Raw genomic sequence first — 23,384 nt, 5'->3', positions numbered from 1 at the left:
CAATCGGGCGCCGGCGGGAAGCGCCCTCGGTGTATCGGGGTGTGCGGGCGGCCAGGGCAAGAGTGCTGGACGCCCGTGAGGTGAGGTGGTGCGAGCGCCCCTACCTCAGCAGCGTGAGGCGGATGCGCTTTCCTGTGCGCAGAGGGCAGAACTCGAGGCTCTCGGCCAGCGCCGAAAGCATGGAGAGCCCGCGTCCACTGGTCCCGTCCTCGGACGGCCCGTTGATCACGGGGAGAGCCTCGCAGTCATCAGTGACCTCGACGACGACTCCGAGCTCGGTCTCGAGCATGAGCAGTTCACAGCTGTCCGAGTCGGCGTGCTGAAGGACGTTGGCGAGGAGCTCGCTCACGCCCAAGACAACCAGTTCCTCCAAGTCTCCGCGGCCCCAGAGTCGAAGGTGGAGGCGGGCGATGGTGCGCATGACGCTGATGTCGCAGGGTTGGATGCCCGACAGGACCGTGTGGTACCGCCTGGTGGGCTCGGCCTCAGAGACGAACATCAACCCTCCCGGGGCTGCGGTCGTCGGCAATTAACGATCACCGGCAGGTCCGTGTCGCGGAGCAAAGTGAGGCACACCTCGGCGACTGCCTGCGGTCCGAGGACACGTACCGGACACTCAGGACAGCCGTGAGTCGCTCACAACCCAGTTCATTCGTGCCAAGGTTGGAGGTCGGCGTTCGGGCGTGAGCTCTCCGCCGCAAGCAGACAGCGATTGCGATCCGGAGTTCTCGGACTGCACCGCGTCACATCGCTAGCGTCTCGCGCTCAGTGACATCTCGTCAAGCATGTGACTGGCAAATTGCCAGTCCTGACCCGAGTCATGTGCCTGGCAATGTCCACCTAGACTGTCCGCGACTGGGTGGGGGTGCCCTACTCTGACGGGACAGATGAGCGTCGACTTCGAAGGGGAGCAGATGACAGCGACGATCCCCAGCAGCCCGGCCACCGCACGTCGGCAGTTCGGGGCCGACATCCGGCGCCGGCGCGAAGACCGCGACCACACAGCCGCAGACGTCGCGGTTGTCCTCGGGTGCAGCGTCTCCAAGGTCACCCGGATCGAGACCGGACAGCGCAGTGCCACCCCCGACGACTTCGACGCCCTGATGGAGCTGTTCCAGGTTCCCGACACCGAACGCGGCCACCTGGAGGCGCTGTTCAAACGCGGCCGGAAACGGACCAGCATGTGGTGGGACTCCTACGCCGATGTCCTCAGCTCGCGATACGTCGAGTTCATCCGCCATGAGCACGAGGCGGCTGCCATCTTCGACTACCAAATCGTCTACATCCCCTCCCTGCTGCAAACCGAGGACTACGCCCGTGCGGTCACCGGTGTTGGCTTCGCCGCCCTGGGCCCCGACCAGATCGACAGCCTCGTCGAGGTCAAGATGCGTCGCCAGCGCCGGATCCAGCACGAGGCCGAGCCGCTGCGGTTCTCCGGCGTGATCACCCAGGCCGCCCTCGAATTCCACGTGGGCGGCCCCGCCGTCCAAGCCGCGCAGCTGCGCCATCTCCGCGCGGCGATGGCGCAACCCCACGTTGATCTCCGCGTGATCCCCTTCGCCAAGGGCGAAGAGGGCACGTTGACCGGGGCGTTCAACACCTTCACGAACGAAGGGCAGAAGGCCCCGGAAGCCGCGTTCGTGGAGGCCGTGACTGGTAGCGTCTTCATCGACGATGCACTGGGTCTGCGGCGTCTCCATCGCCTATCCACCTATCTCGCCGACGCAGCCCTCAGCGTCGACTTGAGCCTCGAACTGATCGAGCAGACCGAGAGAAAACTGGCATCAGAATGATCAACACAATGGAGCTGTACGCAGCCCCTCTCACCGGAGCCGACTGGCACAAGAGCACGTACACCGCGAACAACGGCCAGTGCGTGGAGCTTGCACCCGTCCCTACGCTCCCGGCTGTCGCCATCCGCGACTCGAAGAACCTCCAGATCAAACCGATCAGGACCAGCAACCGGTCGATGCAGAACTTCGCCACGGCCCTCCTCGCCGGCGAGCTGGTCGAGGTATGAGCCACCCCGCAGGCACCGCCAAGGCAGCCCTCTACGCCCTCGACCTCAGCACCGCAGTATGGCTGGCGGCCCCCGGCGGCAATCCCGCCGACCGCCTGGAACTGGCGTACCTCCCGGAGGGCGCCGTGGCCCTTCGGCACTCGGCCAATCCAGAGGGCACCATCCTGCGATACGACGCCAAGGAGTGGCGGGCGTTCCTGCTGGGGCTCGCTGACGGCGAGTTCGACTCCGATATGGGGCTGGCCTCAGTGCCGGCCCTACTTGCGATGGCTGGCGCTTCGCCGACAGTTTCGGCCTGCTGAGGAAGCGCGCTGCCCGTCAGAGCACCGGGGAACCGCACGCCCCGGTGCCGGCGGCGAAGACGCATACTCAAGCGCTGGCCAGCCATAGACCCTTGTACTGGATCTCGGGGTGCCGGTGCTCTCTTGTGATGGTACCGGCCGGGGTGTAGCCGCAGGACCGCAGCAGGTCCTGTGTTGTGGTCTGGTCTCGTTCCTCGTTGTAGACACCGATGATCAGCCGGCCGCCAGGGGCGACGACATGGTCCAGCAGATGGGCTACGTACGCTCCACGCAGGTCAGTCGGCACGTAGTCCAGGCCGGTGCGGACGGCGTCGAAGCGATGTGGAGGCTTCCAGCCCATCGCGTTGGCGGTCCAGATCCGATGCGCCCACTTCGGGCAGCGGGTTCGAGCGATGTCGGCGAGGGCTGTGGAGATCTCCACTCCGTAGGGCTCGATGGTGATCCCTGTTTCAGCCGCCCAGTCGGTCAGGCTCTCCATCAGGTGGCCGTTGGCGCATCCGATGTCGAGGAACGTCCCGCCGTGGGGCGGGAGCAGGTCGACGAGCAGGCTGCGGGCTTCTCGCCAGCGGGTCTCGTCGCCGCTGTGGCCGGACTGGGCCCGCGGGTTGTCGCCGTTGAGGTAGGCCGGTTCGATGACGTCCAGGACGGCGGAGTGCCACTCGAACGCCGTGATCTCGCCGGCCTGGTACGCGTCGTCGATGGGCGCCAGATCCCGCCAGCCTCGCTCCTTCGCGCTCGCGATGGCCTCGGCGTCGTGACCACCCGGAGGACGCGTGGTGGGGTCCATGCCTGCTCCTTCCCAGTTCGGTGACGATGGTGCAGTAGCAGTACGGCTAACGTTCAGCTCGCTTGAAGAGTCCGGATCAGTCGCGCGGCCTCGCGCTGCGCGGGCTCCACTCGCGGGTCGTTCGGACGGGCGTGAGGTCCGACGATCTTCGCCAGCACGAACAGCTGCATCAGCGTCCCGTCCCGGCTCTCAAGGTCTGCCCGGCGCTCCCGCCTGACTCTTTCCGCGAGTGCCGGTACGGCGAGGGACGCAGCGTACAGCGACGCCGAGTCGAGTCCTCGTGGGGCCATTCCCCAGTCCTCCCAGTCGAACATGCAGAAATCACCAGGGCCGGTGACGTTCGCCCAGTTCAGGTCGGCGTGAGCAGGACACCACTGGTCCACCCGAGTTTCGTGCGCTCCGGGGAAGGCGGCCTTGATTGTGTCGTCGACCAGCTGCTGCGTGACTCGTTCGGTGTCCGGGGCCGCCACCCGGGCTGTGTGCTGAACGGCCAGTGCTGCCAACGAGGCGTTCAGCGAGCACCACCACTCATCCGGTAGTTCCGGGTCCACGGTCACCACCGCGGCCCCCACCGCGAACTCCGGCAGCAGCGAGGTCTCGTCCACGTGCCAGATCGCCCCGTCGTCCGGGTCCTGCCACGTCGCCGACCCGTACCAGCGTGGCATCGCCACGCCGGCCAACACCGCTGCGGCTTCGAATCCGCCCCAGCCCTGTTCCCGAGCCCGCGCCCAGGGGCGGCGTTCGACCCGGGTCCAGCTGCCGCGGTCGGTGCCGGCTCCGACCGTCCGGCGCTTGCGCGCGACGCTGCGCCGGTCCAGCCTCGTGCCGAGGCGCTGCTCCACCTGGTCCAGGACGTGATCGACGGGCTCCTGCCGGAGGTCCACCGTCTACCGGACGAGGCCGGCGTCGGTGCCCTGCGGTGGGATGACACCGGTCAGTTCACGTGCCAGGTCAGTGAGGAGAGGGGCGAGTTCCGGGTAGTACCCGCGGTCAACGGCCTGGAGCATCTCCGCGATAGCGATGAGCTGACCGACGCGTCCGGCCGGAGTGTCGAGGATGTCGGCGAACTCCGTGCGGATGCGGTCCGCAACCGTGGGCACGAGGAGGCTGCTGACCCACAGGACCGCAGGGTCGTAACCAACCGGCACCAGGCCCCAGCGCTCCCAGTCGAGGATCCTGAGCGGCCGGGCGGTCAGGTTGGCCCACTGGAGATCACCGTGCCCGGTGGTCCGCTCGACGTCGGCCGGGGCCGGGATGCCGAGGTACTTCGGGAAGACCTCTTCGACCCACGCCTGGCGCAGCGTGATCTTCGTGCCCGGTGCTTCCGCAATGGCGGCCAGCGCGTTCCGCAGCCCGGTCCACCAGCCATCGTCCAAGCCGGGGTCATCGCGGAGGTCCGGGGTCGAGGAGACCGCGGAACCTACCAGGTCGAAGACATCGGCCTGGTAGAACCAGCCGGCCTCCGTCCAGTCAACGGTGTCGTGGAGCCGGGGGCGCGGCACGGAGGCGGGGACGAGCTGTTCTGCGCCGAGGGCGCCCTGCCCGGTCGGCCGGGGCGCCCGGAGGCGGCTGCTTCTGGAGACCCGGAGCCAGACGTTCTCGGCCCGGCGGCCGATAGTGGTTCCGGAGGTGCCGAACACCGGCGGTCCGGTGCACACCAGGTTGAGGAATCCGGCGGCCTTCTGGTGCGCTGCCGTCAGGTCGTGCCGGGTGTCGTCATCCGGCTGAAAGGGCATCGAGCACCGTCCTGAGTCGTGCGTCGGGGATCGGCTGGGCGAGAGCGTCCCGGGAATCCTCCCAGTGCTGGAGGGCGCTGGTCGAGGTGAGGACGACGTCCAGCGCGGGGCAGGCGCCGATGAGCTGGAATGCGGCGGTGTGCGGGGTCGATCCGGGCTGGATGAGGTTCACTAGTTCGGGGGTCATCAGGCCCGGCAGTTCGCCTCCGTGCAGGGGCGCGGAAGCGAACGTCACGATCCCGGCGTCGCGTGCGTGGACGAGTGGCCCGGCTCCGTCGAGGGCCTGGGCGATGGGCTCGGCCATGACGAGGCTGACCGGCAGCTGGATGCCAGCGAGGTGGTGGTTCGGCGACCCGCCCGCTTCACCGGCCAGCGCGATCAGTTCGGCGACGGTGAACGCCTGGTTGGTGAAGCCGGCCCAGGTGGCCACGCCGTACCCCCCGATGCGGCCGGCCTGCGCAAACTCCTCCAGCACGGCGAACGCGGCGCGGAGGCTGTGATGCAGCTGCTGCCGGTCGTGGTCAGATCGTTCGGGGTTGTGGACGAAGACGATGTCGGCACGGCCGAGGGCCGCGAGCGACTCCTCGGTCTGAGCGCGGACGTCCACGGGGGCGATGCTGTGGCGGCCGTCCGGATAGAAGCCGGTCTTCGTCGTTACCTTGGCGGTCGGGTGCTCGGCGAGCACCGGGGCGAGGTCGTGGTGTGCCCGGCCGTGGCCGTAGTTGGGGGCGGTGTCGATCCACTTCGCCCCGGCCGTGAGGGCGGTGCGCGCCGCTTCGCCGACGGCGCGCACCCGGTAGGTCCCCAGGCCGAGATCCGGGCTCATCGGCTTGCCTCGACGACGGCGAGGGCCTGACCCCGGATGAGGGCGGTCAAGACGTCGGCCACCTCCTTGGCCTCCAGCCCTGCGGCGTCGGCGAGATCCCCGATGCTGGCGGTATCCCCGGTCAGGAGGATCTGCAGTGCGGGGACGGCACGTTCTGCGAAGTCCCACGCGGTGCCGGCGGCGGACAGCGTGACGGTCCCGGTACCCGGGCTGCTGGTGAGTTCGGCGCGCGCGGCGGTGATCTGGACCGTGACCTCCCTGTCCGGGGGAACCGCGTTCACGAAGGGCAGAGACGGGGCCGGGCGGCCGAAGTGGGTGGTACCGGTGGACCAGGCCCAGCGGTCGATCAGGTCGGGGTTCGACAGTGCAGTGAGCACCGCGGTCCGCAGATCGGCCAGGTAGGCGGCCTTCTCGGTCGCCGAGGCGTGGAGTGGGACGTCCGTCCGTACGGCCGCGCTCTCGTGCAGCTCATCCACCAGCCAGCCCAGGAGCGTGGCGCCGGTCTGGGCGACGAGTCCGAAGGTGAGGTGCAGCGACTCACTGCCCTGATCAGCAGTGACGCTGTGCCACCAGCCGCGCGGCAGGTACAGGATGTCGCCCGAGTGGAGGACGAAGTCCGCAACCGGTTCGCCCTCGGGTTCCTCCGGGGATTCCACGTCGCGGAAGGTCGGGGCCTGCCGGGTCGGTTCCCACAGCCGCCAGCGCTTCGCCCCGTACTGCTGGACCACGACCACCGCGTGGTCGTCCCAATGCCGGCCGAAGCCCTCCTGCTCTGTCCACGAGGCGTACGCGTTGGTCTGCACCGGCGTGCCGATGAAGCGCTCCAGCGCGTCGGCGGCGGCACGGATCGGCGGGTGGATCTCGTCGATCGCGTCCACGACGAGGGAGGCGCCTTCGGCGAGCTGGGCGTGGAGTTGGGCGGGGTGCAGCCGGTTCCAGGCCACCCCGCGCCGGTTGGTGCTCGGGGTCGAGTACCAGCCCACCGGGACAGCCTGCCCGTCCTTCGACAGCCGTAGCCGCGGCGGGTCGAGGCGGTGGGTGGCGAGGATCGAGTTCAGATCGTCCCAGGACAGGAGGGTAGCGGTGTCGGCGTCCTCTGCGGGGAACACAGCATAGGAGCGGTGCAGCGCCTGGGTGAGGAACTGGTCCCCACCCAGGCGCGCCGCCCATGAGGCGGTCTCAGGCATCGTGGGCGGTCTCTCAGGTGTCGTTCTGGTCGGACCGGCCGCCGGTGTTGTCGGACGGCACGTCGGCCCGCGAACGCGCCGCCCGGATGCTGCGGACGGCGACCAGCACGCCCTCGTCGTCGGCCGTCACGGAGTCGTCCATGCGGTTGGCCTTTCTTCCTTGGTGCTCACCGGGCCTTCCGGCAATCACCAGGGAATCGCTGCGCAGTGCATCCGAACAGAGCAGAATTGAGGCGTTGATGAGGCATCTGTGCGGCAAACCGGCTGCTGAGCAGGAAACTTCGCGGTCAGGACGAGTTCCGCGCGTCAAGGGGGCGGATGGTGGGGGTGCGGCGCGAGCGGTTCATCGAGCTTCGGCGGAAGGCCGGCTTCACCCAGGAGTCGCTGGCCGCAGCCATGAACGTCGAGCGCTCGACGGCCAGCCGGTGGGAGCGGGGAGAGTACTCGCCCCGGCCGTGGCAGATGGGCAAGCTGGCCGACTTGCTGGGCATCGGCCAGGAAGACCTTGCCGCTGCCTTGGCTGCCTCCCCGGCCCCTGGGCGAGGCGGTGAACCCACGACGGACGCCCGAGATCGAGAGGGGACCGGCTGGACAGCCGACTCGGCTGCGGGGCGCGGGGCTGCCACGATGGCGCTCATGGACGGCGGCGTGCGGGTCGGCTGCCGGTCGACAGACGGCAGGATCGTCTTCGTCACCCTGCCGCGCCAGGCGTTGACGCAGGGTGCATCGGCATCCTCCGGGCTCTCGCGCCCGTCCGGACTCGTGGTGCCCGTGGTACAGGCTCTACCAGCCGTTCTCACCGGCGGCCTTCACCCGGTCGAGGACCTGCGGGCACTGCGCCGGTCCCTCGTTGAGTGCGACAACGTCCTCGGGCCGCGCGAGGTCGTGGCCACGGCCCAGGAGCACATCCGGCTGATCCAGGACCTCCGCCGGGATGCCTCCGGCCAGGACCGCCGTGCCCTGCTGCAAGTCCTCGCCGAGTACGCGGAGTTCTGCAGCTGGCTACACCAGGACGGCGGCGACCACCAGGCCGCCCAGTACTGGGCCGACCGCGCGAGCGACTGGGCGGGCGCCTGCGGCGACCACGACCTGAGCGCCTACATCACCGCCAGGAAGGCCCAACTCGCCGGCGATATGCGCGAGTCCACCGACACCATCGACCTCGCAGACTACGCCCAGCGCCTAGCCCGCCCCGGAAGCCGGCTGAGCGCGATGGGCGCCGTCTACGGCGCCCACGGCCACGCGCTTCTCGGTGACGAGCGGAGTGCCCAGCACACCTACGACCGCGCGCTCGCGATGCTCGCCGACCCATCCGAGGCTCCGGTCGGCCGCGGCCGGTGGCTCGACACCGCGTACGTGGAGGCCCAGCGTGCTCGCTCGCTCTCGCTGCTCGGCCGCCATCACGAGGCGGTGGCTGGCTTCGACCAGGCGATCCGGGCGCTGCCGCCCAACTTCCGCCGCGACCGCGGCGTCTACCTCGCCCGCTCGGCCATCTCCCAGGTCACCGTCAACGGCCCTGAGCAGGCCGCGGCAACCGGCCTGGCGGCGCTGGCCATCGGCTCCACCACCGGCTCCGCCCGGATCATCACCGAGCTGGCCGCGCTCGATGCACTGCTGCAACGATGCAGGCGAGTCCCCGAGGTGAAGCAGTTCCGGCACGCCCTCGACAGCCTTCTCCTCCATGAAGTGTGATCACCACAGCCCGTACCACCGAGAGAACGGACCACACGCAATGGCCACCCGCCCCTTCGTCCTGCTCAGCGTCGCCACCTCCGTCGACGGCCACATCGATGACACCTCGCCGCAGCGCCTCCTACTCTCGAACGAGGCCGACTTCGACCGTGTCGACCAGGTCCGGGCGGAGTCCGACGCCATCCTCATCGGCGGCAACACCCTGCGCAGCGACAACCCGAGGCTTCTCGTGAACAGCGAGAAGCGCCGCGCCGACCGCATCGCTGGCGGGAAGCCGGAGTATCCGCTTAAGGTCACCATCTCCGCCAGCGGTGACCTGAGCCGCGACCTCAAGTTCTGGCACTTCGGTGACAAGAAGGTCGTCTACACCACCGACGCCGCCGCGCCCAAGCTCCGCGAGGAACTCGACGGCCTGACCGACATCGTCAGCACCGGCGAGAGCGTCGACTTCGGCGCACTGCTCGACGACCTCGCCTCCCGGGGCGTCGAGCGCCTCATGGTCGAGGGAGGCGGGCAGATCCACACCCAGTTCCTCTCCCAGGGCCTGGCAGACGAAATCCACCTCGCCATCGCGCCGCTGCTTGTCGGCGACGCCGCAGCACCCCGCTTTCTCCACCCTGCCGACTACCCCGGTGGCAGCAGTCAGCGGATGCGCCTGCTCGGGTCGGAGCAGGTCGGCGACGTGGTGGTGCTGCGCTACGCGCCCAAGACCGAGGCTGGCTGACCCTTTTACCGGGCCGGTGCCGCCACGTGCCGGGTATGGGCCCCTCCGCTGTGGACGGCGGGTTCGTCCCGGCCAGAGCCGGCCCGGTAGTCTGCGGGCACGCCAGTGGCGATGCCGGGAGGACTGCACCGCATGACCGACGACCGCACCGGGCTGGCGCCCGCGTGGGTGGCCCAGACCGCGGTGTCCTATGACGAACTCCGGTTCGCACAGGGCGCGCTGTGGTGGCTGCAGTCCGATCCCGACAACGACGGCCGCCAGCGACTCATGCGCAGGTTCGCCGGGTCGACCCTGCCGGTGACGACGCCGGAGTTCCCAATCGGTAGCCGGCTCCACGCCTACGGCGGCGGCAGTTTCGTGGTGGCGCCGGACGGTGTGTGGTTCGTTTCCGGCGGCTCCCTCTTCCACCTTCCTACTGGCGGCACCGCGGTGTGCGTCGCACCCGGCGACGACGGGGTTCAGTACGGGGACCTCGCGCTGTCCTGGGACGGGCTTCTGCTGGCCGTCCGTGGTGACGACGCGGCCGACGAGATCGTCTCCGTCTCCAGGACGGGGCACATCGAGGTCCTCGTCCGCTCCTCCGGGTTCCTGGCCAGCCCGCGGCTTGCACAGGGCCGACTGGCCTACCTGGTGTGGGACCGCGATCAGATGCCCTGGGACGCCTCTCGTCTGCTGCTGGCAGCCGTCCAACCCGGCACCGCAACACCGAACGTGGTCGTGGCAGGCGGCCGGCAGGAGTCCGTGACGCAGCCGTCCTGGGGGCCGGACGGCCGCCTGCACTTCATGTCCGACCGCACCGGCTGGTGGAACCTGTACCAGTGGAACGGCATGGCGGAGGCAGTCGCCCCGGTCGACGCGGACTGCGCCCCCGCGCCGTGGGAGGGCGGCTACCAGTCGTACGGCTTCACACCCCACGGTGAGATCGTGCTGACCGCCACAGACGGGATCGTCACCGAGCTGCTCCTCGTCAATGGGGCCGACCGGCGCCGCATAGGCTCGAACCTCACTTCGATAAAGCCCTACGTCGCCGCGACAGAAGCCGCTGCGGCAGTGATCGGCTCCACGGCAAGCAGTTCCCCCGCGATCTGGCTGGTCGGCCTCGCGGCTGGATCGGACGGCCGCGCCCGCCCGGCGGCACCGGACCTGTCATCCCCATCACCTTGGACGGTTCCAGCGCCCTCGGTGGAGGTCGTGGAGACGGCCGGCGGGCCGCTGCGCTTCCTGCTGCACCGCCCGGACGGTACCGGGTCGGCGCCGCTGATCGTCCGAGCTCACCCCGGGCCCACCGACGATGTCCCCCTGCGGCTGGACTGGACGACGCAGTTCTTCGTCAGCCACGGCTTCGCGGTCGCCGAGGTCCTGTACCGGGGCAGCACAGGACAGGGACGGAACTTCCGGCAGTCGCTGCACGGTCATTGGGGTGAGTACGACGCCGAGGACTGCGCCGCTGCCGGCGAGCATCTCCTCGCCGCCGGCGTCGCACGGCCCGGAGCCCTGTTCATCAGCGGCGCCAGCGCTGGCGGGTACACCGCGCTCCGTTCCGCGTGCCGCCCTGGTCCCTTCCGCGCGGCTACGGCCACGTCGGCGATCATCGACCCGGCCCGATGGGAGAAGTCCGTGCCGCCGTTCCAGCGTCCGCACGCCGCGGTGCTGCGCGGGCCTACGGGCGCGGTGGCGACCGACGACGTCCGGGTTCCTGTCCTGGTGATCCACGGCACCGCCGACACGATCACCTCCGCCGATGACGCGAGGCACTTCGCCGACGCTCTGTTCGCCAGGGACCAAGGCCACGAGCGCCTGTTCCTTGAAGGCGGTGACCACTACCTGTCGGACCCCGCGTCACGGGAGCAGGCACTCGCCGCCGAACTCGCCTTCTACCAGCGCATCATGCGCCACGGGACAGGGTGATGGCGACGCTGTCGGCCTCGGGCAGCACCGCACGCGTGAACTCCCGCAGGTCGCGCACGGGCGCGTAGTCGGCGTGGGCCTGCAGGTCGACGAGGATGCCCGCCACACGGTCGATACACCGGCCGGAGCCGGTTCTGGCCGCGTACGTGACCGCTTCCCGGCCAGCCGCGCACGCCTGATCGAGGTCTCCGGTGCGCAGCCAGGTGGCGGCGAGCAACGCGGCGTCGATGGCGCGCCGGCGGACCTTGTCCTTGCCAACGCCTTGGAGGGCGTCTGTCAGCTGGGTCCTCGCGGCGGGTGCGCGGCCGAGATCGTGGAGGCAGTGTGCGATCTCGTCGGCCAGGTAGGCGTGGGTGAAGTACCCGATCCAGGCAGGTTCGTCGCCGTCTGCGGCGTCGAGAAGTTCCTCGGCTTGCCGGATCTCCCGGGTCGCCTCGGGTTCGCGTTGCATGCGGGCGTTCGCGCGGGCGAGGACGGCGGTGATAGCCGCCCGGGTGGAGGGGCTGGCGGCGGTGCCGGCTGCGGCTCGGGCTGAGGAGGCCCAGCGCAGGGCGACCTCCGGCTGTCCACAGTGCAGTGCGAGGTGTGCGCAGTTCACGGCGACCAGGTAGGCGCCGTATGCCGTGTCGGTGGTGGCGGTGAGGGAAAGGGCGCGCTGATAGTACTCCTGAGCGCGAACCGGGTTCCCGGTGTCGACGGCCTGGTAGCCCGCGAGTTCGCAGAATCCCGCGGCGAGCATGGCACGGCGCCGGGCGGCCTCGCCGTTAGCGGCGGGGCGGCGGAGCATCGCGGCGAGTTCGGTGTCGATGTACTGGCGCACCTGTCCGGTGTAGTGGCGGGCGCCGTGGGTGTGGTCGAGCTGACGAAACATGGCGAGCATGCCCTCGGCGACGCCGATTTCCTCGCCGGTGACCCACGGCGTGCCCCCGGCCCCGTGGCCTGCCGAGCTTGCCGCTGCCCAGTCGCCGATTACCAGGTCCATCGTGAGGAGGTGTGCAGCACCACCGTCCGGCAGGGGATCGCCGCCCGGTTGGGACTCTGTCTGACTCGCAGATACGGCAGAGGACTTCGCTGCCGCCTGCTCACGGGCCAGCCGCAGCAGCCGGTCGAGCTCTGCAGCCGCGATGGTCAGCAGCTCTGCGAGCCTGGGGCGCTGCCAGGGCCGCGGCTCAGCCTTGCCCTGCTCCCAGCGCGCCACTGTGGTTCGCTCGACACCCATCGCGGCCGCAAGCGTCTCCTGTGAATGGCCGGCCGCCGCTCGCTGCAGGGCCAGTTCGGTGCGTCTCTTGACCGCCATCGGCTGATTCCCAAACTCTGTCCACGCGCCAAAGACGCAGCCCAGCATCCACTTTGCCGCAGCAATGCGTCATCAGTGCGTCAAGTCTGCTCTGTCCTCCCACTCTTCGTGCTGCTTTGGTGTGACTCGCTGCCGGAGACCAGGAATCCAGGTGGCGCCCCCGGCTCCCCGGGCCCGCTCGCCGCCGTGCGGAACCCGGTTGATCACGGTTCGATCCGCGTTACGACTTCGAACGCACCAGTCTGTCATGCCCATGAAATGGAGCACTCGAACCATGCACCCCGCACGTCCGATACGGCTGGTGCCGGTCTACCACCCTGCCGGGTTCGATGGCGCGCTCCGCACCGCGGTGGACGATCTGCGGACCGGACGCTGGCTGTCGACGCAGCGGCTGCTGGCCACCACGGCGCAGGCCGGCCGGCGGACCTCTCGGACGCAGGTGCTGGCGCTGGTCGCGGCCCGGTCGACGGTGCTGACCGACTGGGCACACGAGGAGCCGGACGACCCTGGGCTCGCCATCCTGCGGACCAGGGTGATGGTCGAGCACGCCCTGGCCGCAGCCGAGGCCGGCTCACTGAAGGCCGGGGCCTTGGAGCAGGCAGCGCGCGAGTCGTGCTGGGCCGCCTCCAACGTACTGCCTCCGGATCCCGTGCCGTGGGTCTGCCTCCTCGCCCTGGCCGTGTTGGACCGGCCCAGGGCACGGCCCGAGCACCAGCAGCGCTCGTCGGACCCGATGCTGCCGCCCGGCCCGTGGGGGCTGCTCGACGAAGCGCAAAGGCGCGATCCGGGCAACCGGGAGGCCCATCACCGCATGCTCCGCTACTGGCAGCAGGTCTACCGGCCAGCGGCGGCGGACTTCGTGAACGTCGTCGTGCCGAGGGTGCCGGCCGGTTCGCCGCTGGCTGCCCTGCCGTTGTACTTATCGGTCGAGCAGTACCGCAACGAGCCTCGGCGGAACGCGGTGGTGCTCCGGCAGTGGCTACGGGAGCCGCACTTCTCCCGTGCTCTGCGCGCGTACGAGAGCTGGTCCGCTTCGGAGCCCGGGTCGTGGCCGGTCGCCGATCTCAGCTACCTCGCCCATGCGTTGTGGGCGTCGGCCCGGATGGACACCGCCGCTGAGGTCTTCACCGCGCTCGGACAGTTCGCTTCCAGGGCCCCGTGGAGCCTGGTCGCCGACTCGCCGGAGAAGGCGGAGGACCTGCTGCTGACCGCGCGCCAGCAGTCCTTCGCTGGCCGGGCGACCGCCCTGGCCTGACTACCCCGTCCCTGCCCACCTTCTCCCCATGGAGGTCGACTTCGATGTCCCCCGTCCACGCCGCTGAGCTGTCCGACGAGGATCGGCTGCGTCAGCTCGGCTACGAGCCCAAGCTGAGCAGGCGGATGGGCGAGTTCGGCAACTTCGCCAGCTCGTTCTCCGTCATCAGCATCCTGTCCGGGTGCATGACGATGTTCGCGTTCGGCCTGAACACCGGCGGTCCGGCGGTGATGTTCTGGGGCTGGATCGGCGTCGGTGCGATGGTCCTCTTCGTCGGCCTGGCGCTCGCCGAGGTGACCTCGGCCTACCCGACGAGCGGGGGCCTGTACTTCATGGCGCACCAGCTCGGTGGCCCGCGGTGGGGCTGGCTGGTCGGCTGGCTCAACCTGCTCGGTCTGATCGGCGGCATCTGCGGCATCGACTACGGCGCCGCCAGCTTCATCGGAGCCTTCCTCAACCTTCAGTTCGGCTACGAGCCCACGCCCGTCGGCCTGTTCGGGATCTTTGCGGCCGTCCTGCTGCTCCACGCGCTGCTGAACCTGCCGAACGTGCGCCGGGTCGCCTTCCTCAATTCGATCTCGGTGTGGTGGCACATCGGCGGCGTTGTGCTGATCGTCGGCGCGCTCGCGATCGTGCCCAGCCACCACCAGGAGGCCGGCTGGGTCGTCGGGCACTTCGTCAACAACACCGGCTGGAGCAACCCGATCTACGTGAGCGCGATCGGGCTGCTGCTGGCGCAGTACACCTTCTCGGGCTACGACGCCTCCGCGCACATGGCCGAGGAAACCACCAAGGCGGCGGTGTCCGCGCCGCGCGGGATCGTCCGTTCGATCTGGGTGAGCTGGATCGCCGGCACCGTTCTGCTGGCCGGCATGCTGTTCGCCATCCAGGACTACTCCGGCGTCCTCAACTCGCCCACCGGCGTGCCCCCGGCGCAGGTTTTCGCCGACGCGCTCGGAACGACTGGGGCGAAGGTGCTTCTCGTGGTGGTGATCGTGGCGCAGGTGTTCTGCGGCAACGCGGAGACGGCGGCGTCAGCGCGGATGGTCTTCGCGTTCTCCCGGGACGGCGCGCTCCCCGCCTCGGGCCTGTGGAGCCGGGTGTCGGAGCGCACCGGGACGCCGGTGGCCGGGGTGTGGTTGTCGGTGGGGGCAGCCGCGGTGCTGGCGCTGCCGTCGCTGTACAGCACGACCGCGTACGGGGCGGTGACCGCCGTCAACGTGGTGGGGATGACGCCGGCGTACGCGGTGCCGATCTACCTGCGGCTTCGCAGGGGCCGGAAGTTCCGGCCCGGGCCGTGGAATCTGGGCCGCCGGGGGCCGTTGATCGGGTGGATCGCGGTGGGCTGGGTGGCGGTGGTGAGCGTGCTGGTGTGCCTGCCCCAGAGCTATCCGGTGACCGTTGACACCTTCAACTATGCACCGCTGGCGCTCGCGGTGGTGCTGCTGCTGGCGTGGTTGTGGTGGCTCAAGGCGGGGCGCTCGTACTCGCCGCCGGTCCAGCAGTCGGCCGAGTTGGTCGAGCTGACCGAGGAGGTCGTGTGACGAGCCGCCGCCGCGCAGGCCGTACGGCGACGATGCGGGCAGCCCGGTACCGCGTGGCTGGCAACTCGCCGATGGCAGCCTCTCCCACCGGGCCGCTGCACCGGCTGATGGCCGACTTCGGGATCGCGACGGTGCTGCTGGCGGCCGTCGATGTGCAGGGTCGGCTCAAGGGCAAGGAGTACGACGCGGCCTGGTTGGTGGACCGGTTGCGGTCGGGCCGTCTTGCCCCGGAGATGTGCGGGTACGTGCTGGGAACCGACCTGGCCATGACTCCGGCGAGCAGTGGGCCGTTCTCCTGGGCGAGCGGCTTCGGCGACGTCGGTCTGCTGCCTGACACGAAGCGGGCCCGGCTGCTGCCGTGGCTGCCGGGCACCGCGTTGGTGCTCGCCGAGCCGATCGGCGGCGGCTGGCCGCACCCGCTGGGTCCGGGCACGGTGTTGAACGAGCAGTTGCACCGGCTCGCCGGGCTCGGTGTGGTGCCGGCGGTGGGGATCGAGACGGAGTTCGTGCTGTACGAGGGCACCGCCCGGGATGCGGCTGCGGCCGGGTGGCGTGGGCTTCGCCCCGCCGTGTGGGACAACCGCGACTACGCCCTGGACCAGCCGCCGGTGGTACGGGAGTTCGGCCGACGACTCCGGGAGGTCCTCACGGGCGCGGACATGCCGGTCGAGGCTGTCAAAGGCGAGGGCGGTGCCGGCCAGATCGAGGTCACCTTCCCGTACGGGCAGGCGCTGGCCGCGTGCGAGCAGCACGTGCTGTTCAAGCACGCCGCGAAGACGATCGCGGACGAAGCCGGTTTGACGGCGTCGTTCATGGCGGCCCCGTCCACCGGGGTCGGCAGCGGCCTACACCTGCACGTGTCGCTGCACGACTTCGACGGCCGGACAATGCTGGCCTCCGACCCTGCCGACGGGACCGAACTGTCGGAGCTGGGCGAGCAGGCGGTGGCCGGGCTACTGACCGTGCTGCCAGACACCGCCCCGCTGTGGGCACCATACGTGAACAGCTACAAGCGCCTGCAGCCGCACTCGTTCGCCCCGGCCCGCTTCACCTGGGGCCACGACAACAGATCATGCGCGGTGCGCCTGGTCGGCCACGGCCGCAGCCTGCGGCTGGAGGTGCGGCTACCCGGCGCGGACGCCAACCCGATGCTCGCGCTGGCGGCCGTCCTGGCCGGTGTACGGCACGGCGTCGCGGCCGGCCTCAAGCCCCCGCCCGCCACCCGCGGCGACGCCTACCTGAACCGTGAGGCGCTGCCCGTGCCGCAGTGCCTGGCCGAGGCACTCGCCGCCTTCGAGACCAGCGCACTGGCCGGCGAACTGCTCGACGAGCCGGTCGTCGCGCACCTGGCGCGCGTCGCCCGCCTGGACCTGGACCACCACGCCGCCCACGTCACCGACGCCGAGCTGGAGCGCGGTCTCACCCAGGCATGAGCCCCGGGCCGGTCGCGGCGCCACACCCCCTGCCCGCGACCGGCCCGGTCCAACCCCACCCCTCACCCTCACCTGCTGGAGGACTCCATGGAGACCGTGGACACCGCCGCCCGCCCTCGCCCGAACGGCGACGCGAAGCCCACCCCTGACCGGCCCGACGTGCTGGCCCGGGCACACCTCGTCGATGCGGCGAAGCCCGGTATGGAGGGCCTGGCGCTGTGGCTGGTCTCCCACGGCCTGGACGTCACCGGCAGCATCGAGCCCGCCGACCAGGACGGCGCCGCTGCCGCCCGGTTGCGTGAGGCCGGGGTCGGCGTGGTGGTCGGTTTCGACGCGCGCAACGTCCGCGAGGACCGGACCTGTGTCGTGTGGTCGGGGGTGGTGGCCGCTCCGCAACCCGAATTCGACCGCGCCCAGGAGCTGAAACTGCCGGTGCTCGCCCGCGCGCACGCGCTCGCCTCGCTGACTGCGGGCTTCGGCCGGCAGCTGGTGGCCGTCGGCGGCAGCCACGACACCGCGACGGCAGCAGCAGTGCTCGCCGCCGCGCTGAACGACGGACACACCGGCTGGATCCTCAACGCCCCCGCCCGGAACCGCCAGCCGGGGCATGGTGGCGACCGGCGGCTGGTGGTGGACCTGTGCCCGGACACCACCACCCACGAGGCCGCTCCCCTCAGGTCCTGGAATAACTACCGTCCCAGCACCGCGAACCCGCACCAGCGCCCGCAACCCTCGGTGACGCTGATCACCGCCGTCGCCAGGACCGTGCCGCACTTCGAGGACACCATCGAGGCCCTGAACGCCGCCACCAACCTCGCCCGGTCGTCCACCACGGTGGTGCTGCCGCTGTGGGACAAGGGCGCCACCATCGTGCACGAGAGACTCACGGACCGGCCCGACCCCAACGTGGCGGTGGTGACCGTCGGCCTCGACGAGAGCGCCGACGTGTGGGTCCTCACACCCCGGTGGCTCGGCGTCGAGCACCTCCTCACCCTCAGATACCAGGGCGTGCAGCACCAGTTCACCGTTGCAGTCATCGGCCGCCACCACGCCCTCGCGGCGTGCGCCGCCATCGCCACCGCCCTCGTCGCAGGCGAGGACCCGCAGACCGTGGCGACGCGCCTCGCCGCCTTCCGCGGCGTCACTCGCTCGCTCGCCATGCTCGGCACACAGTGCGGCATCACCGTGGCGGACTCCCGCGCCCGGCACCCGCGCGAGATCGCCCAGGACGTCACGGCCGCCCGGATGCTCACCGAGGGGAACGTGATCGTCGCCCTGGAGCCTGACGGCATCGCCCGCACCAGCGCCCACGCCGCCGAACTCGGCGCCGCCCTCGGCGACGCCGACCTAGCACTGCTCCTGCCGGTCGCCACCCCGCTGTCCGGACACGACGGGCCTGACCCGCTGGACGCCGTCGAGCGGGCCGCCGTCCGCGTCCTCGGAGACGGGGCGGTCCACCGCGTGCGCTCCGGCCCGTGCCAACCCGGCCCCGAGCAACGGATCGTCGAGATGGCCACCGAGGGCGACCTCGTGCTGGTCGTCGGAACCGGCCAGGCCGAACGGCTCGGGCCCCGCGTGCTGGACCGCCTCACCCCGACCGGCGCCCCGGGCGCCGACCGCCCGTGAACCGCCCGCCGACCACCGGAGACACCACCACCATGGCCGCCGCCACCCTGCCCGCCTACCACCTGACCGAACAGCAGGTCCGCCTGCTCGAACACATCGCCACCGAATCCACCGCCCGAACGATCGCGGCCGACCCCGAACTCCCGTGGGAGCGCGCCGACGTCGACGCAGCCGTCAAGGAGCTACTCACGGTCACTGGCACCCGCACCGCGCCCCAGCTCGTCGCCTGGGGCACCGCGCACCGCATCATCACCAACACCGCGCAGCCCTGCACCGTGCTCACCGCCAAATCCCGACTCCCCCGGCGCCTCCACCGTGTCCTGGTGGGTTGGGTCGGCGGGCGCACCGCCCCGGAGCTCGCGGCGGACTTCGACGTCGCGACCACCACCGTGCGCAGCTACGGCAGGGACTTGCGTGCCTGGCTGGTGGTGCGATCCCAGGTGCAGGCGAGCATCGCCGCGGTCCTGTCCGGTCTGGTGCTGCTCAGCGACATCGACCCGTCCTGGCCTTCCGAGCCGCTGCACCACGCCGTGACCCAGGGACAGGCCGCGTGAACTCCCGCCGCGCCTCGGGGTGGTCTACTTCCTCCTCGGAGTCCAGGTCGGATTCGCTGTCCTCTACCTCATCCGACACCGGGCCGACGTCTCCCAACCGCTCTAGCTGGCGGTCTTCGCCCTTACCGCCTTCGGCACCCTGGCCGTCGTGGACCGCCTGATCGCCCAGCAGGATCTGCCCCGGCCGGCCGGCTGAGCACCCGTTCCACCGCACCATCCCATGGCGGCCGTTTCGGGCCAGGGCCGCACCCCGACAACCGAGACAGAAGATGAGCACCTTACGACCTGCCGACGGACTGGCGGCCCGCGACCTGGACCGCCACCTGATCAACCGTGCGGGCGTCCTCGTCGACGCCGCCGCCCTCGCTCAGCTGCCCGCCACCCGTCTGTCCGGCGCCGACCCGTTCCTCCTGGCCACGGGTGCCCCCGTGTCGGCCGCCGTGCCCGCCCCGCTGCTGCGGCTGCTGATGCGCGCGGGCTCCATGGCCGTCCCCTGCGCCCTGGTCACCGAGCAGCTCGGTCGCCACGTGACCGCCATGCTCGCCGCCCAACGCATCCCCAACGTGTGGTCCGCCTCCGTGAGTGCGGCAGAGTACCGCGAGCAGGGAACCAACCCCTACCGGGCCGCGGCCCGTGCTCTCAGGCTCCCGGTCGGGAGCTGCCTGATCATCGCGACCGATCTCTGGCTGCGCGAGGCCCGGGCCAGCAGGGCACGCCGCGTGCTGATCAGCAGCTCCGGATCCCTCAGCGTGGCCTCCAAGACCACCGATGGACTCAGCCCACGCGAGCACGATGTCGCTCTGCAGCTCGCCCTCGGCCACACCTACGAGGGCGTCGCCGGGCAGCTCGGCTGCTCCGCCAGCGCCGCCGCCAACCTCATGTCCCGGGTGATGCGCCGCCGAGGCCTCGCCGATCGCACCCGCACCATCGCCGACCTCATCATGTCGGAGCTGCTCGACACCGCCGAGCTGCGCGCGGCGCTGCCCGACCGGCTCCCGGAACTCGCCCAACGCGACCAGGAGGTACTCACCCTGCTCGCCACCCACGAGGTGCGCACCGTCGCACGGATGACCGGCATCAACCAGGACACCATCGGCGGCGTGATCACCCGGGCCACCACCGCCATCGGGGCCCGGACCCGCACCCACGCCGTCGTCATGGTCCTCCTGCTCGGCAAGCCCGGCCCGGTCGCCGCCTCCGGCGGTGCACCGTGCAGCTGACCGAGTACCCGCAGCACTACACCCCCGACGGCAGCCCGACGCTGTACCTGGCCGGCTCGGGCACCGGCCTCGCCGCCACCGTGCGCGCGGCCCTCGACCACCTCAGCGCCCCGGCCACCGGCCCGCGCTGAGACCGCCCGTCCGCGCCGGACCCACTGAAACGTGGCACCCGTGCCCGCCCACGCCGGGCCCGCCATCGAACACACGCAAGGCCGACGCCCTCCCGAACGCGACGCCACCAGCCCTATATCCCTGCCCAGTTCCCCGATTCCCACGACAGGAGCCTGATGCTCTCCGTCTCCATGCCGGCCCCGCTGATCGAGGACCACGCCCTGATCGGCAACACGCGCAGCGCGGCGCTGGTGACCCGTGACGGGTCGCTCAACTGGCTGTGCCTGCCCCGGTTCGACTCGCCAGCGGTGTTCGCCGCGTTGCTCGGCAGTGAGGAGCACGGCTTCTGGCGCGTCGGCCCCGCCGGGTACGACGGCGCGCCGCCTGCGGCGAGCACCCGGCGCCGGTACCGGGGCGACTCCCTCGTCCTGGAACAGGAATGGGATACCCCTGAGGGATCCATCCGGGTCATCGACTTCATGCCCGCGCCCGACGACACCGACCACGCGCCCGCCGAGGTCATCCGCATCATCGAGGGTCTGTCCGGGGAGGTCCGCGTCGCCTCCGAGTTCCGCCCTCGCCCCGGATACGGGGCTCACCAGCCGGCCATCCGGCGCGCCGAGCGACACGGTCAAGCCCACCCCCATGCCATCGGCGCCATCAGCGGTACCGACGCGTTTTGGCTGCAGGGCGGCCCGCGGCACAGCCCCGGGCGTCACGGCACCTGCCGCGCGGACTTCCCGGTCGCCGCCGGGCAGCGCGTCGCCCTCGTCCTCACCTGGCAGGAGGCCCGCCACCCCGCGCCCACCGTGCCCGACGCCCACCGCGCCCTCGGCCACACCCTCGCGTTCTGGCTCGCGTGGTCCTCCGGCTGCACCTACACCGGGCCGGACCGCGAGGCCGTGGTGCGCTCCGCCATCACCCTCAAGGCCATGTGCCACATGCACGGCGGGATCATCGCCGCCCCCACCACCTCCCTGCCCGAACAGATCGGTGGCGAGCGGAACTGGGACTACCGCTTCACCTGGCCGCGTGACTCCGCGCTCGCCGTCTCCTCCCTGCTGCGGCTGGGCTTCGTCCAGGAGGCCGGGGCGTGGAGGGACTGGCTCACCAGTTGCCTGGACCCCTCCAACCTGCGGGCGCTCTACCGGCTCTCCGGCACGACGGACACCGACGAGGAGGTCCTGCACCACCTGCCCGGCTACGAGAGCTCCCGGCCGGTGCGGATCGGCAACGGCGCCGCCGGCCAGTTGCAACTCGACGTCTACGGCGAACTGGCGGACGCCCTGCTGCTGGCCGACGACGCCGGCCTGCCCCGCGACCGGGACGCCGACGAACTGCTGCTCGCACTCGCCGACCAGCTGAAGCGGCGCTGGCGCGAGCCCGACGAGGGGATCTGGGAAGTGCGCGGCCCACGCCGGCACTTCACCCACTCCAAGGTCATGAGCTGGGTGTTCTTCGACCGGGCCGCCACCCTCCTCGCCCGGCGCCCCGGCACCGGCCGGGCCGTGGCACGCCTGCGCGCGATGCGCGAGGAGATCCACACCGACGTCTGCGCCCACGGCGTCGACCCTGAGCGCGGCGTGTTCACCCAGTACTACGGCAGCCGGGAACTGGACGCCTCGCTGCTGCTCATCCCCGCCGTCGGGTTCCTTCCCGCCGACGACAAGCGCGTCATCGCCACCGTCGAGGCGATCCAGCGTGAACTGTCCACCGAGGACGGCTTCGTGCTGCGCTACCCCACCCACGACGACCGGTCCGGGGACCACGTCGCGAACGTGGATGGGCTGTCCGGCCACGAGGGCGCTTTCCTGGCCTGCTCGTTCTGGCTGGCCGACGGCCTCGCCATGATCGGCCGCCTCCAGGAGGCGCGCGAACTGTTCGACCGGCTGCTCGCGCTGCGCAACGACCTCGGCCTGCTCGCCGAGGAGTGGGATCCACGGCTGGGGCGCCAAGTCGGCAACTTCCCGCAGGCCTTCAGCCACCTCGCCCTGATCGACACCGCACTGCGGCTGACCGCCTGCGGCGCCGTCCACCTGCCCGCGCAGCGTCGTCACGACCCCGTCGGCGCCCTGGCGGGCGTACGACTCTGACGGTTCTGCGCTACCACCCCAAGTCCACCCCGCGGTGAGAGGAGCGTCCATGGGCACGGTCACGATCGGCAGTTTCAACCTCGAACACGACGGCATCACCAAGAACCCCAGGGGAGGAGGCCACTTCGACAAGTGGTGGGCGGCCCACGAGGTGCTCGCGAAGTACCCCTTCGACGTCCTCTTCCGGCAGGAGATGAGCCACTCCGGCGCCGACGGCGGACGGCTGCTGTACGAGGCCGAGCGGCTGCTCGGCATGCGTGGTTTCCTCGCCCCCGCCTCACCGGCGGAGTCGTACAACCCCCCGGGGCTGTTCGTCCGGGAAGACACCTTCCGGGTGACCGGCGTCTGGCCGCAGGAGAAGGAGTGGTGGCTCCCGCCGTGCGTCGTGTCCGTGAAGCACGGCGAGAGCGGCGTGCCGCTCCAACTCGCCTCGGTGCACCTGAGCCCGCGCTCGCCCGAACGCCGCCAGATGGAGGCCCGCAGCATCACCACCTGGCACCGGCCCAACCTGGCCGTGCTCCTCGGCGGGGACTTCAACTCCTACAGCCGCTCCGGCCAGGAGCTGCAGCCGTTCCCGGACTGGCCGAACGTCGTCGACCGCAGCCACCAGGAACACCGCACCCGTGGCGGCGGCGAGAGCGACACCGAGCCCGACCGTATCCTCACCGCCGTCGGCATCGACGACATCGCGCTCCACGCGGCCGCCCGCCTTGGCCAGGCCGATGCCCTCGCGCCGACCGCCAGCCAGTACCCCGCGGTCGCCCGCCGTCAGGGGCATCCCCAGCGCATCGACTTCCAGCGTGCTTCCCGCGTTCTGCTGCCGGCGCTGCGGAAGTTCGAGGTCATCCCGCTGCCCGAGGTGTCCGACCACCCGCTCACCATCTCGGTCTGGGACACCGACGCGTTCATGAGCGGCCTCGCGCGCCAGCCGGTCTTCGACTACCGGCTCGCCGAGACCGTCACCCCCGCGGACTGACCGCCCCGGGGCGCGGCCAAGCACAGACAGACAGCCCGCAGCGGCAGCCCCGCCCACCGCCCCGCCAGAGCACCTCGACCGCCGCCACTGCCT

General features: G+C 70.8%; 24 protein-coding genes. 15 read left to right on the top strand and 9 right to left on the bottom strand.

Annotated elements, in window-relative coordinates; translation table 11 throughout:
- Window positions 1-100 precede the first annotated feature (100 nt).
- Complete coding sequence (locus ACIOGZ_RS02875; RefSeq protein ID WP_400473463.1) at window positions 101-421, bottom strand: ATP-binding protein; 321 nt, start codon at window positions 419-421, stop codon at window positions 101-103.
- 466 nt (window positions 422-887) lie between these two features.
- On the opposite strand from ACIOGZ_RS02875, the gene ACIOGZ_RS02870 reads away from it, so the two are divergent.
- The 3 genes from ACIOGZ_RS02870 to ACIOGZ_RS02860 are packed head-to-tail and all read left to right on the top strand — an operon-like array spanning window position 888 to window position 2,322.
- A complete protein-coding gene (locus ACIOGZ_RS02870; RefSeq protein ID WP_400984573.1) occupies window positions 888-1,793 on the top strand; it encodes a helix-turn-helix domain-containing protein in 906 nt (301 codons plus the stop codon).
- Window positions 1,794-1,801: 8 nt separating this feature from the next.
- The gene (locus tag ACIOGZ_RS02865) at window positions 1,802-2,020 is read left to right on the top strand and encodes a DUF397 domain-containing protein (RefSeq protein ID WP_360330668.1); all 219 of its coding nucleotides are present in this window, start codon (window positions 1,802-1,804) and stop codon (window positions 2,018-2,020) included.
- Complete coding sequence (locus ACIOGZ_RS02860) at window positions 2,017-2,322, top strand: DUF397 domain-containing protein (protein WP_400473461.1); 306 nt, start codon at window positions 2,017-2,019, stop codon at window positions 2,320-2,322. Before ACIOGZ_RS02865 ends, ACIOGZ_RS02860 begins: the two co-directional genes overlap by 4 nt.
- Window positions 2,323-2,389: 67 nt before the next feature.
- Here ACIOGZ_RS02860 and ACIOGZ_RS02855 read toward each other — a convergent pair whose 3' ends face one another.
- From ACIOGZ_RS02855 to ACIOGZ_RS02825, 7 genes are all read right to left on the bottom strand, one after another.
- The gene (locus ACIOGZ_RS02855; RefSeq protein WP_400473460.1) at window positions 2,390-3,109 is read right to left on the bottom strand and encodes a class I SAM-dependent methyltransferase; all 720 of its coding nucleotides are present in this window, start codon (window positions 3,107-3,109) and stop codon (window positions 2,390-2,392) included.
- A gap of 53 nt (window positions 3,110-3,162) precedes the next feature.
- On the bottom strand, window positions 3,163-3,993 hold the full coding sequence (locus ACIOGZ_RS02850) for a hypothetical protein (RefSeq protein ID WP_400473459.1): 831 nt from the start codon (window positions 3,991-3,993) through the stop codon (window positions 3,163-3,165).
- 3 nt (window positions 3,994-3,996) lie between these two features.
- Entirely contained in the window at window positions 3,997-4,845 is an 849-nt protein-coding gene (locus ACIOGZ_RS02845) for a hypothetical protein (protein WP_400473458.1), read from the bottom strand.
- Window positions 4,826-5,671 (bottom strand): aldo/keto reductase, encoded by an 846-nt coding sequence (locus tag ACIOGZ_RS02840; RefSeq protein WP_400473457.1) that lies wholly within the window; start codon window positions 5,669-5,671, stop codon window positions 4,826-4,828. Before ACIOGZ_RS02840 ends, ACIOGZ_RS02845 begins: the two co-directional genes overlap by 20 nt.
- Window positions 5,668-6,858 (bottom strand): cupin domain-containing protein, encoded by a 1,191-nt coding sequence (locus ACIOGZ_RS02835; RefSeq protein WP_400473456.1) that lies wholly within the window; start codon window positions 6,856-6,858, stop codon window positions 5,668-5,670. The genes ACIOGZ_RS02840 and ACIOGZ_RS02835 overlap by 4 nt, the downstream gene beginning before the upstream one ends.
- A gap of 13 nt (window positions 6,859-6,871) precedes the next feature.
- The gene (locus ACIOGZ_RS02830) at window positions 6,872-7,000 is read right to left on the bottom strand and encodes a hypothetical protein (protein ID WP_400473455.1); all 129 of its coding nucleotides are present in this window, start codon (window positions 6,998-7,000) and stop codon (window positions 6,872-6,874) included.
- A 145-nt stretch (window positions 7,001-7,145) separates the two neighbouring features.
- Entirely contained in the window at window positions 7,146-7,349 is a 204-nt protein-coding gene (locus ACIOGZ_RS02825; RefSeq protein WP_400473580.1) for a hypothetical protein, read from the bottom strand.
- Between ACIOGZ_RS02825 and ACIOGZ_RS02820 the strand changes: the two genes are divergently transcribed.
- From ACIOGZ_RS02820 to ACIOGZ_RS02810, 3 genes are all read left to right on the top strand, one after another.
- The gene (locus ACIOGZ_RS02820; protein WP_400984859.1) at window positions 7,255-8,550 is read left to right on the top strand and encodes a DNA-binding protein; all 1,296 of its coding nucleotides are present in this window, start codon (window positions 7,255-7,257) and stop codon (window positions 8,548-8,550) included. The genes ACIOGZ_RS02825 and ACIOGZ_RS02820 overlap by 95 nt on opposite strands.
- A 40-nt stretch (window positions 8,551-8,590) precedes the next feature.
- Window positions 8,591-9,274: a RibD family protein gene (locus tag ACIOGZ_RS02815; protein WP_400473454.1), complete on the top strand. Its 684-nt coding sequence runs from the start codon at window positions 8,591-8,593 to the stop codon at window positions 9,272-9,274.
- Between the two features lie 132 nt (window positions 9,275-9,406).
- On the top strand, window positions 9,407-11,182 hold the full coding sequence (locus ACIOGZ_RS02810; protein ID WP_400473453.1) for an alpha/beta hydrolase family protein: 1,776 nt from the start codon (window positions 9,407-9,409) through the stop codon (window positions 11,180-11,182).
- On the opposite strand, the gene ACIOGZ_RS02805 is transcribed toward ACIOGZ_RS02810, so the two are convergent.
- Entirely contained in the window at window positions 11,160-12,479 is a 1,320-nt protein-coding gene (locus ACIOGZ_RS02805; protein WP_400473452.1) for a helix-turn-helix domain-containing protein, read from the bottom strand. The two genes, ACIOGZ_RS02810 and ACIOGZ_RS02805, sit on opposite strands and share 23 nt — an antisense overlap.
- A gap of 274 nt (window positions 12,480-12,753) precedes the next feature.
- On the opposite strand from ACIOGZ_RS02805, the gene ACIOGZ_RS02800 reads away from it, so the two are divergent.
- From ACIOGZ_RS02800 to ACIOGZ_RS02760, 9 genes are all read left to right on the top strand, one after another.
- Entirely contained in the window at window positions 12,754-13,734 is a 981-nt protein-coding gene (locus ACIOGZ_RS02800) for a hypothetical protein (RefSeq protein WP_400984565.1), read from the top strand.
- Between the two features lie 44 nt (window positions 13,735-13,778).
- Window positions 13,779-15,278, top strand: coding sequence for an amino acid permease (locus ACIOGZ_RS02795; protein ID WP_400473450.1), 1,500 nt, complete (start codon window positions 13,779-13,781; stop codon window positions 15,276-15,278).
- A 71-nt stretch (window positions 15,279-15,349) separates the two neighbouring features.
- A complete protein-coding gene (locus ACIOGZ_RS02790) occupies window positions 15,350-16,711 on the top strand; it encodes a glutamine synthetase family protein (RefSeq protein ID WP_400984562.1) in 1,362 nt (453 codons plus the stop codon).
- Between the two features lie 87 nt (window positions 16,712-16,798).
- Window positions 16,799-18,337 carry a Mur ligase domain-containing protein gene (locus ACIOGZ_RS02785; RefSeq protein WP_400984559.1) on the top strand — a complete coding sequence of 513 codons (1,539 nt, stop codon included), beginning with the start codon at window positions 16,799-16,801 and terminating at the stop codon, window positions 18,335-18,337.
- Complete coding sequence (locus tag ACIOGZ_RS02780; RefSeq protein ID WP_400984556.1) at window positions 18,334-18,891, top strand: hypothetical protein; 558 nt, start codon at window positions 18,334-18,336, stop codon at window positions 18,889-18,891. The genes ACIOGZ_RS02785 and ACIOGZ_RS02780 overlap by 4 nt, the downstream gene beginning before the upstream one ends.
- Window positions 18,892-19,160: 269 nt before the next feature.
- Complete coding sequence (locus ACIOGZ_RS02775; RefSeq protein WP_400984553.1) at window positions 19,161-20,111, top strand: hypothetical protein; 951 nt, start codon at window positions 19,161-19,163, stop codon at window positions 20,109-20,111.
- Entirely contained in the window at window positions 20,102-20,242 is a 141-nt protein-coding gene (locus tag ACIOGZ_RS02770; RefSeq protein WP_400473445.1) for a hypothetical protein, read from the top strand. Before ACIOGZ_RS02775 ends, ACIOGZ_RS02770 begins: the two co-directional genes overlap by 10 nt.
- Window positions 20,243-20,398: 156 nt before the next feature.
- Entirely contained in the window at window positions 20,399-22,315 is a 1,917-nt protein-coding gene (locus ACIOGZ_RS02765) for a glycoside hydrolase family 15 protein (protein WP_400984550.1), read from the top strand.
- Between the two features lie 49 nt (window positions 22,316-22,364).
- The gene (locus ACIOGZ_RS02760; RefSeq protein ID WP_400473443.1) at window positions 22,365-23,291 is read left to right on the top strand and encodes an endonuclease/exonuclease/phosphatase family protein; all 927 of its coding nucleotides are present in this window, start codon (window positions 22,365-22,367) and stop codon (window positions 23,289-23,291) included.
- The last annotated feature ends 93 nt before the right edge of the window (window positions 23,292-23,384 follow it).

The organism is Kitasatospora sp. NPDC088160 (genome assembly GCF_044741445.1).
Taxonomy (GTDB): Bacteria; Actinomycetota; Actinomycetes; order Streptomycetales; family Streptomycetaceae; genus Kitasatospora.
This window is presented reverse-complemented; position numbering and strand designations above follow the sequence as displayed.

Excerpts from the sequence above, each read along its gene's own strand:
- ACIOGZ_RS02875 (WP_400473463.1), bottom strand. The coding sequence starts at position 421 with ATGCGCACCATCGCCCGCCTCCACCTTCGACTCTGGGGCCGCGGAGAC.
- ACIOGZ_RS02870 (WP_400984573.1), top strand. The coding sequence starts at position 888 with ATGAGCGTCGACTTCGAAGGGGAGCAGATGACAGCGACGATCCCCAGC.
- ACIOGZ_RS02865 (WP_360330668.1), top strand. The coding sequence starts at position 1,802 with ATGGAGCTGTACGCAGCCCCTCTCACCGGAGCCGACTGGCACAAGAGC.
- ACIOGZ_RS02860 (WP_400473461.1), top strand. The coding sequence starts at position 2,017 with ATGAGCCACCCCGCAGGCACCGCCAAGGCAGCCCTCTACGCCCTCGAC.
- ACIOGZ_RS02855 (WP_400473460.1), bottom strand. The coding sequence starts at position 3,109 with ATGGACCCCACCACGCGTCCTCCGGGTGGTCACGACGCCGAGGCCATC.
- ACIOGZ_RS02845 (WP_400473458.1), bottom strand. The coding sequence starts at position 4,845 with ATGCCCTTTCAGCCGGATGACGACACCCGGCACGACCTGACGGCAGCG.
- ACIOGZ_RS02840 (WP_400473457.1), bottom strand. The coding sequence starts at position 5,671 with ATGAGCCCGGATCTCGGCCTGGGGACCTACCGGGTGCGCGCCGTCGGC.
- ACIOGZ_RS02835 (WP_400473456.1), bottom strand. The coding sequence starts at position 6,858 with ATGCCTGAGACCGCCTCATGGGCGGCGCGCCTGGGTGGGGACCAGTTC.
- ACIOGZ_RS02830 (WP_400473455.1), bottom strand. The coding sequence starts at position 7,000 with ATGGACGACTCCGTGACGGCCGACGACGAGGGCGTGCTGGTCGCCGTC.
- ACIOGZ_RS02820 (WP_400984859.1), top strand. The coding sequence starts at position 7,255 with ATGAACGTCGAGCGCTCGACGGCCAGCCGGTGGGAGCGGGGAGAGTAC.
- ACIOGZ_RS02825 (WP_400473580.1), bottom strand. The coding sequence starts at position 7,349 with ATGCCCAGCAAGTCGGCCAGCTTGCCCATCTGCCACGGCCGGGGCGAG.
- ACIOGZ_RS02815 (WP_400473454.1), top strand. The coding sequence starts at position 8,591 with ATGGCCACCCGCCCCTTCGTCCTGCTCAGCGTCGCCACCTCCGTCGAC.
- ACIOGZ_RS02810 (WP_400473453.1), top strand. The coding sequence starts at position 9,407 with ATGACCGACGACCGCACCGGGCTGGCGCCCGCGTGGGTGGCCCAGACC.
- ACIOGZ_RS02805 (WP_400473452.1), bottom strand. The coding sequence starts at position 12,479 with ATGGCGGTCAAGAGACGCACCGAACTGGCCCTGCAGCGAGCGGCGGCC.
- ACIOGZ_RS02800 (WP_400984565.1), top strand. The coding sequence starts at position 12,754 with ATGCACCCCGCACGTCCGATACGGCTGGTGCCGGTCTACCACCCTGCC.
- ACIOGZ_RS02795 (WP_400473450.1), top strand. The coding sequence starts at position 13,779 with ATGTCCCCCGTCCACGCCGCTGAGCTGTCCGACGAGGATCGGCTGCGT.
- ACIOGZ_RS02790 (WP_400984562.1), top strand. The coding sequence starts at position 15,350 with ATGGCAGCCTCTCCCACCGGGCCGCTGCACCGGCTGATGGCCGACTTC.
- ACIOGZ_RS02785 (WP_400984559.1), top strand. The coding sequence starts at position 16,799 with ATGGAGACCGTGGACACCGCCGCCCGCCCTCGCCCGAACGGCGACGCG.
- ACIOGZ_RS02775 (WP_400984553.1), top strand. The coding sequence starts at position 19,161 with ATGAGCACCTTACGACCTGCCGACGGACTGGCGGCCCGCGACCTGGAC.
- ACIOGZ_RS02765 (WP_400984550.1), top strand. The coding sequence starts at position 20,399 with ATGCTCTCCGTCTCCATGCCGGCCCCGCTGATCGAGGACCACGCCCTG.
- ACIOGZ_RS02760 (WP_400473443.1), top strand. The coding sequence starts at position 22,365 with ATGGGCACGGTCACGATCGGCAGTTTCAACCTCGAACACGACGGCATC.